The sequence below is a fragment of the Proteus vulgaris genome, from assembly GCF_016239305.1.
Taxonomy (GTDB): domain Bacteria; phylum Pseudomonadota; class Gammaproteobacteria; order Enterobacterales; family Enterobacteriaceae; genus Proteus; species Proteus vulgaris_C.
The window spans coordinates 1-7,036 of the sequence record NZ_JAEHOQ010000046.1; the positions used below are offsets into that span (position 1 = coordinate 1).

The window sequence follows — 7,036 nt, forward strand, 5'->3', positions numbered from 1 at the left end:
CGAGGCTGAATTAGACTTATCATCAGCTCGAGGTGTGTTGTGGGTAGGTGATGTGATTTGTGATCCGCAAACGACGTTGGCGGTTCGGAATTAAAGGAAAGTAATATAATGTTTAAACATTACCTATTATTAATACTCGCCCTTTTTACTACATTTGCATGTAATGCAGCAACCTATACCAATGATATTGTTTTTATTGAGAACAATATTGATAACGAATATTTTATTACACCTCAAAAAACAGATCCCCGTTTTAGTGGTGCTAACGTTTTTACCAAATATAGTGATAATCAACTTAGTTTAGGTTACATGGGATATACGGGCGTAGTACCTATCAATAATTACTTTGATATTTGGTTAGAAAACTCCCCAATTAAAATGCCATTTATTGGTAACCGTTGCTGGCGAACATATAGAGATTGTCCTTCTGATGGCATACAAAGACCTGAACAGGTTTTAAGTAATGGAATGTATCGTGCTTATATGAATACTCATGGTGGTGAAGCGGGTATTCCTAGGGCGATATTCTCTGATTCATTTTATCAATATATGCAAACTTTACCCGTTGGTAGTATAGAAAACTTTAGTTATTTTTTCTGCTATACCAAGGATGACTACAACCCTGCATTAGGTCAAACATGTCGCTCTGTAAACGGTAAAGTGACTGAACAAAGTTTTGCGATTACCAAAAAAGGGCATATAAGACTAAAATCAACCAATGCGTTACAAGAGATTTTTGTCGATAGTGAAGGCAATGCCGTATTAGGTTTAGGCTCTAAATTTTGTGAAGTTATTGGCGATAATGTTGTCTGTAAGATGGTCGATTATGAGCTAAACGGTGAAAGCTTAAATGTCATGAGACTAGCAATGAAAGTAGATACAAAGACATTATCATTTACACCAACAGCGAGTGATATTCTTCTTTCAGCAACGCCTACATCAAGAACCTTTTATTACTCTTCACCAACCATCGCCTCTTATTTAATCACTCCTGGTGATGGGGGCGTTTATGTTCATTTTACAAAAAGTTTTTTCAAAAAATTAATTAAAAACAACGTAGATCTCTCTAAGAGCCAAGATTTATTTACTTTTAGTTTTACCAATACTGCAGTAACTCAATCGGGATATTATGAATTTACCCCCTCTAACACGATAATTATCAAGCCTCGTGATTATGGCATTAGTATTATCTCTAAAGAATTAGTCAACAATCCTTATAGAGAAGGAAAGGTGGGTGATAAAGAGCCACCATTAACATTTGATTATATCGTCACGACCAGTGCATTTCGCCAAGCAAATAAAATTACTGCGGCGGTTGAAGGACCTAAAACCACGATCCGAGGACAATCTTATTGCTTATTTAGCTCCAAAGATAAAAAAATGAATGTACCTTTTTCAGCTTATCTGACTTATACCGATGCCAGTGGCTCAAAAGTCAAAAATCGAGCGGCTTGTGATAATGTACCTATCTCTATTAAAGATGCCTTATGGACACAAACTACATGGCCTTATCCTTATCAGTTAGAGGGTTATTTTTATCGTACCGATTTACAACTCACTTTCCCAATGAATGAAAGTACCTCTCTTTTCTCAATGGAGGGCGAAGACTGGATTGGTGTGGTAGAAGCTCGCGGTTATGTCAATGTGTTTGCAGAATGGTCAGGGACTGATATTCACTAAGTGAAATAAGCGTTTTCTTATTCCTATTAGAGATGCGTTTCCTCTAATACATAAGGAAAAAGTTGAAGATCAAGGCAAGCATCCATGCTTGCTTGATCTTCGATTGTCGTTATTAACATCCGTTGTTCTAACGTTATATTGTCTCGATGCCATCCTTGAGCAATCCAACCCAAACTAAACGCCATTAGTGCAATCCATGCATATACCGCTAGTGTGTTGGACATGACCTAACTCCTTAGTCATTCGAGACAAAATTGACCTTACCGACTTTTATTATGATGAAAACGTGTTGCACTTTTTACTTGGTATCATCTTTTTCTTTTCCTGAAAAAAATTGATTACCTCGTTTACGTAACCAGATTTCGACTAATTGATAACCCACAATACCGAGCGCAGAGCCTATTCCCATTACTGCGACAGAATTAATTCCAGGCCATAAAATAAGCAGCACACCAGCAACAACTGAAACCGCAGAGCCTAAAATAATTTTGCCAATGAACAATCTTAATGTCATTGTTTCATTCGCAACGAGCATCTTCCCTAATGCAATAAATGCGCCTACGATCACCAACGATATTAATGTGTTGTCATATTCATCCATGAATACACCTCATCTCTGATCACACTTTATTTAACTGTAAAAAGAACCCTCACCTCCCAACATTCACCAGATAATCTGTAAAGAATTAGCAGTCAGCCACGACCTTGTTGTAACTGAATAAATCCTGATTGAGATAACGTAAGTTCCTTTTATTTCAACTATGCGCAACATCCATCTGCGATAAAAAACAAGCTATTCAGTTATATTACTGCTAACTTCCTTGTTAATTTGTGATAGACATCCTTGTCTATTTACTCACTCATCCTGAAAATAAATAAACAATAAATTCAATTCGTTATCACTCTCCGTATGATTTAACGTGAAGCTATTATCTATAAAGTTTGTATTTCAGGCTAGTAAATTTGTTCGGTTATTGTCGGTTAAGGGTTGATAACCGACAATAACCGAACTATTCACATCAACAAAAACAAATAAACTTGTTTTAAACATCTTCAGATAGTCTTAAAACAAAGAGTTATATAAAAAAACAATAAATAGGCTGGTTATAATACAAATTTAAGCTAATATAGAAGGTATCAGATAACCCATAGCAAAGGAAAAAACGAGATGCGTGTCTTAACTATTTTTTGCCCTGAATGCGGTGAAAAAGCACTTATAAAGAAAAGTAATCGTAAACACAAAGAGTTATCCGATCTCTATTGTGCTTGTCGTGATCCTGAATGTGGGCATACCTTTGTTTTAAATCTCACATTTAGCCATACTCTTATGCCTAGCGCAAAAAACAAAGATACATTGTTATTAGATGTTATTAAAAACCTTTCTCCAGAACAACGAGAGAAAGCACTCACTCTTTTGCAAGGCATGTAACCATTACGATCAGACACTCTCTTTTTCATTTATTTTTATGATCTTGCTCCCATTCTGGCAGGTTATTTGACTAACCTATTCTTATAGAAAGATAAATGATGTAGATTTATTTTTAAGCTAAATAAAAATAATTCTTATATTTTAAATAATACAAGCACCGCGTGTTTGCCCATCCTTTAATTAATAATTTGTCAGCCACATAGACCAGAAAATCGATTTCTGGTTTAAAGACTAAACACAAATTCCAAATGGAGCATTTAAGATGAAAAAGCTGATTAATCGAGTTGATGACGTGTTATCTGAACAACTACAAGGCTTTGCAGAGGCCCATCCTGAAATCAAACTTCATCCTTCCTCTTTTTATGTCACGCGAAAAGATGCTCCAATAAAAGGTAAAGTTGCGTTGCTATCCGGTGGCGGAAGCGGGCATGAACCCATGCACGCAGGCTTTGTAGGTAAAGGTATGCTCGATGGTGCATGCCCAGGTGAAATATTTACGTCACCAACACCGGATAAAATGTATGACTGCGCCAAAGAGATTGATAGTGGTGAAGGTGTTTTAATGATCGTGAAAAACTACACAGGTGACGTACTTAACTTTGAAACGGCCACAGAACTGCTTCATGACGATGGTGTAAAAATCGCAACCGTCTTAGTTGATGATGATGTTGCCGTTAAAGATAGCTTATATACAGCAGGACGCCGTGGTGTTGCCAATACTGTTTTAATGGAAAAACTACTAGGGGCAGCAGCTGAAAGAGGCGACTCTCTTGATAAGCTAGTTAAATTAGGTCATCGCATTAATAATAATGGTTTTTCTATCGGCATTGCCTTGGAAGCCTGTACGGTGCCAGCCGCGGGAAAACCATCTTTTACTTTACCTGAAAATGAAATGGAATTTGGTGTTGGGATCCATGGCGAGCCAGGTATTGATCGCCGTAAATTCACGTCACTCAATGAGACCGTTGATGCCATGTTTACGACCTTAATTGAAAATGGTCACTATCAACGAGTGATCCGTTATTGGGATCGTGAAAACGGCACTTGGATCGATGAAAATCAGGAAAAACAGCCTTTAAAATCTGGCGATCGCATTATTGCTTTAGTTAATAACCTGGGCGCCACACTACAATCTGAACTTTATGGTGTTTATCACCATTTAACTCAATGCTGTGAAAAATTTGGCTTAACCATCGAACGTTCTTTAATTGGTTCTTATTGTACTTCGCTCGATATGTCAGGGATCTCAATTACATTACTAAAAGTTGATGATGAATTACTTACCTTATGGGATGCACCTGTTAATACACCAGCGATGGTGAAATAAGTTTTTAATTACAAAAAAAGGAACACGAAATGGCTTTAACCCATGCTCAAATCATTCTTTGGTTAGAACAATGTGCATCACTTTTTGAACAAAATAGTGATTATCTGACAGACTTAGATCGTGAAATAGGTGATGCCGACCACGGATTAAATATGAATCGTGGTTTTAGAAAGGTACTTGAAAAACTGCCTGAATTTAAAGACCAAGATATTGGTACGATCCTTAAAACCACAGGCATGACGTTACTCTCAAATATTGGCGGAGCAAGTGGTCCCCTCTTTGGTACCTTCTTTATCCGTGCTGCAAAACCGACAGCTTCATTACAAAATTTAGAACTCAATCAACTTGTTGAAATGGTCACTGAAGGTGTAGAAGGTATTGTGAGCCGAGGAAAAGCACAGCCCAATGACAAAACCATGTGTGATGTTTGGTGGCCTGTGGTTGAGTCATTAAAGCAATCTAATGAGCAAAACCTTTCTATCAAAGAAGCCCTTACTCAAGCACACATTGTGGCCGAAAAAGCTGCTGAAAATACCATTCCAATGCAAGCTCGAAAAGGACGAGCAAGCTACTTAGGTGAGCGCAGTATCGGGCATAAAGATCCCGGTAGTGCATCTGTTGTGCTAATGATACAAGCCCTTGCAAATAGCATTAATGCATAACTGACCAAGTAACCAATACAAGCAACCCATAAAGGTCTACCATGATAAATATTGTTATTGTTTCTCATAGTAAACATCTCGCTGATGGTGTGGCAGAACTTGCAAACCAGATGATTAATCCTGCTCACTGTCAACTTGCGGTCGCGGCCGGTATTAACGATGAAGAACATACGATTGGTACGGATGCTGTTAAAATTATGACTGCAATTGAATCACTTTCACAGGCACAATCTATCGTTGTGATGATGGATTTAGGTAGTGCCATATTAAGTGCAGAAACTGCAATTGAATTACTTGATCCCGAACTCGCTGAAAAAGTTACACTCTGCTCTGCACCATTAGTTGAAGGTACACTTGCAGCGGTCGTTGCCGCCTCTTCTGGTGCTTCTTTAGAAAAAGTCATTGAAGAAGCCTCAAACTCGTTATACCCCAAAAAAATTCAACTTGGCGAAAACTTCGTCCAGCCTAAAAATGATATTAATGCCCCCGTCAAAATTCAGGGAAAAGAGGCAAGTTGGGTCGTGCGTAATCCTCACGGTTTACATGTAAGACCGGCAGCCACTTTAGTGGAAGTACTTTCAACCTTTCATGCTGATTATCAATTAGTTAAAGGTGATAGGCGAATTAATCCTCTGAGTTTAAATCAACTCTCATTAATACAAATTCGCCAAGGTGATAAAATCACTTTAATTGCATCTGGTGAGCAAGAAGATGAGGCGATCGCAGCCTTTCTTGAACTCGCTCAAAATGGCTTTGGCGAAGAGATCCCTTCTGATTCTGATACCACAACCCTAAAAGGTATTTTAGCCCCTATCGCCCAAATTAAAGCTCCAGCTTTTATTTGGTATGAAACCGAATTGTCGCCTATAGAAAATTTATCTGAATCAATAGATATTGACACTCAAATCGTTAAATTTAATCATGCCATCAAAAATACGTTAAACGTACTAAAACAGTATGCTGAAAAAGCCAATCAAACCTTTGGTGAGCATATTGGGGCCATTTTTAATGGCCATGTCATGATGTTAGATGATGATGAATTAATTTCATCTGTAATTGATCGTATTAAAGAAGAAAAAATTAACGCACAACAAAGCTGGTCTGATGAAATGCAAGAGAGAATACAGCTTTATTGTGCACTTACTGATCCTTATTTGCGGGCGCGTGAACTTGATCTTCGTGATCTGCGTAATCAAGTCCTTTATCAGTTGCAAGATAAAACGCGCCCTACATTTACACCATCACAACCGGCTATTTTGGTTGCTAACGAGCTTTTCCCTTCCACCTTAATCCAATTAGCTGATAGTCCATTAGTTGGCATTGCTTTAGCTAAAGGTGATAGTCGCTCTCACACCGCCATTATCGCGGCTGAAATGTGCTTACCGATGTTAGTCAATTTAGGATCCACGCTATTAAAAGTGACTGAATCTCAAAAGTTAAAATTAGATACAAATAAGGGTGAATTAATTATTGAACCGATAACGCAATAAACTCCTTTTCACATTAACTGCATAAAAACCCGCACAATCATGTGCGGGTAAGTCAACAAAATATGCAATGACTATTAATAAAATAAAGGAAATGCATTGATTAAATCTTCAGAAAAAGATGAACTTTTATTTCAAATTTAAAATAAATTAATTAAGTTTTCGTATTAAAAAATAATATTTAATAAAATAATAACGCTAGATTACTTTATTAAAAATATAATTATTTTATATTAAAAAAACAGACCAATCATTAAAAGAATATATTTTTTTGACAATCAAAAAACAATATTAAACAATTATTTCCCACCTTTCATTAAATACAAGTCATAATTAGATAACAATTAGTTTTATTTTATAAAAAACACTCTTCTACTATAGATTAGAAATACAATTTCACTCCTTGCTGAATGAAAATATTACTTAAAAATTAAAATCAGAATTATAACTT

At 36.7% G+C, this 7,036-nt stretch carries 7 protein-coding genes; 5 read left to right on the forward strand and 2 right to left on the reverse strand.

Annotation, left to right across the window (positions count from 1 at the left end):
- Positions 1–108 precede the first annotated feature (108 nt).
- A complete protein-coding gene (locus tag JEP40_RS18730; protein ID WP_198624776.1) occupies positions 109–1,680 on the forward strand; it encodes a fimbrial protein in 1,572 nt (523 codons plus the stop codon).
- 26 nt (positions 1,681–1,706) lie between these two features.
- Here JEP40_RS18730 and JEP40_RS18735 read toward each other — a convergent pair whose 3' ends face one another.
- Both JEP40_RS18735 and JEP40_RS18740 read right to left on the reverse strand, forming a co-directional pair.
- Positions 1,707–1,904 (reverse strand): hypothetical protein, encoded by a 198-nt coding sequence (locus tag JEP40_RS18735; RefSeq protein ID WP_198624777.1) that lies wholly within the window; start codon positions 1,902–1,904, stop codon positions 1,707–1,709.
- 74 nt (positions 1,905–1,978) lie between these two features.
- Positions 1,979–2,281 (reverse strand): phage holin family protein, encoded by a 303-nt coding sequence (locus JEP40_RS18740; RefSeq protein ID WP_115350199.1) that lies wholly within the window; start codon positions 2,279–2,281, stop codon positions 1,979–1,981.
- 567 nt (positions 2,282–2,848) lie between these two features.
- Between JEP40_RS18740 and JEP40_RS18745 the strand changes: the two genes are divergently transcribed.
- From JEP40_RS18745 to dhaM, 4 genes are all read left to right on the forward strand, one after another.
- Positions 2,849–3,109 (forward strand): ogr/Delta-like zinc finger family protein, encoded by a 261-nt coding sequence (locus tag JEP40_RS18745; protein ID WP_023582814.1) that lies wholly within the window; start codon positions 2,849–2,851, stop codon positions 3,107–3,109.
- A gap of 262 nt (positions 3,110–3,371) precedes the next feature.
- Positions 3,372–4,436, forward strand: a complete 1,065-nt coding sequence (dhaK, locus tag JEP40_RS18750) for a dihydroxyacetone kinase subunit DhaK (protein ID WP_198624778.1) — start codon at positions 3,372–3,374, stop codon at positions 4,434–4,436.
- Positions 4,437–4,465: 29 nt separating this feature from the next.
- Positions 4,466–5,098 (forward strand): dihydroxyacetone kinase subunit DhaL, encoded by a 633-nt coding sequence (gene dhaL / locus JEP40_RS18755; RefSeq protein ID WP_198624779.1) that lies wholly within the window; start codon positions 4,466–4,468, stop codon positions 5,096–5,098.
- 41 nt (positions 5,099–5,139) lie between these two features.
- Positions 5,140–6,588, forward strand: coding sequence for a dihydroxyacetone kinase phosphoryl donor subunit DhaM (gene dhaM / locus JEP40_RS18760; RefSeq protein ID WP_198624780.1), 1,449 nt, complete (start codon positions 5,140–5,142; stop codon positions 6,586–6,588).
- The last annotated feature ends 448 nt before the right edge of the window (positions 6,589–7,036 follow it).

What these genes read in the sequence shown, in the direction of transcription:
- JEP40_RS18735 (WP_198624777.1), bottom strand. Translation starts at nt 1,904, where the DNA reads ATGTCCAACACACTAGCGGTATATGCATGGATTGCACTAATGGCGTTT.
- JEP40_RS18740 (WP_115350199.1), bottom strand. Translation starts at nt 2,281, where the DNA reads ATGGATGAATATGACAACACATTAATATCGTTGGTGATCGTAGGCGCA.
- JEP40_RS18745 (WP_023582814.1), top strand. Translation starts at nt 2,849, where the DNA reads ATGCGTGTCTTAACTATTTTTTGCCCTGAATGCGGTGAAAAAGCACTT.
- JEP40_RS18730 (WP_198624776.1), top strand. Translation starts at nt 109, where the DNA reads ATGTTTAAACATTACCTATTATTAATACTCGCCCTTTTTACTACATTT.
- dhaK (WP_198624778.1), top strand. Translation starts at nt 3,372, where the DNA reads ATGAAAAAGCTGATTAATCGAGTTGATGACGTGTTATCTGAACAACTA.
- dhaM (WP_198624780.1), top strand. Translation starts at nt 5,140, where the DNA reads ATGATAAATATTGTTATTGTTTCTCATAGTAAACATCTCGCTGATGGT.
- dhaL (WP_198624779.1), top strand. Translation starts at nt 4,466, where the DNA reads ATGGCTTTAACCCATGCTCAAATCATTCTTTGGTTAGAACAATGTGCA.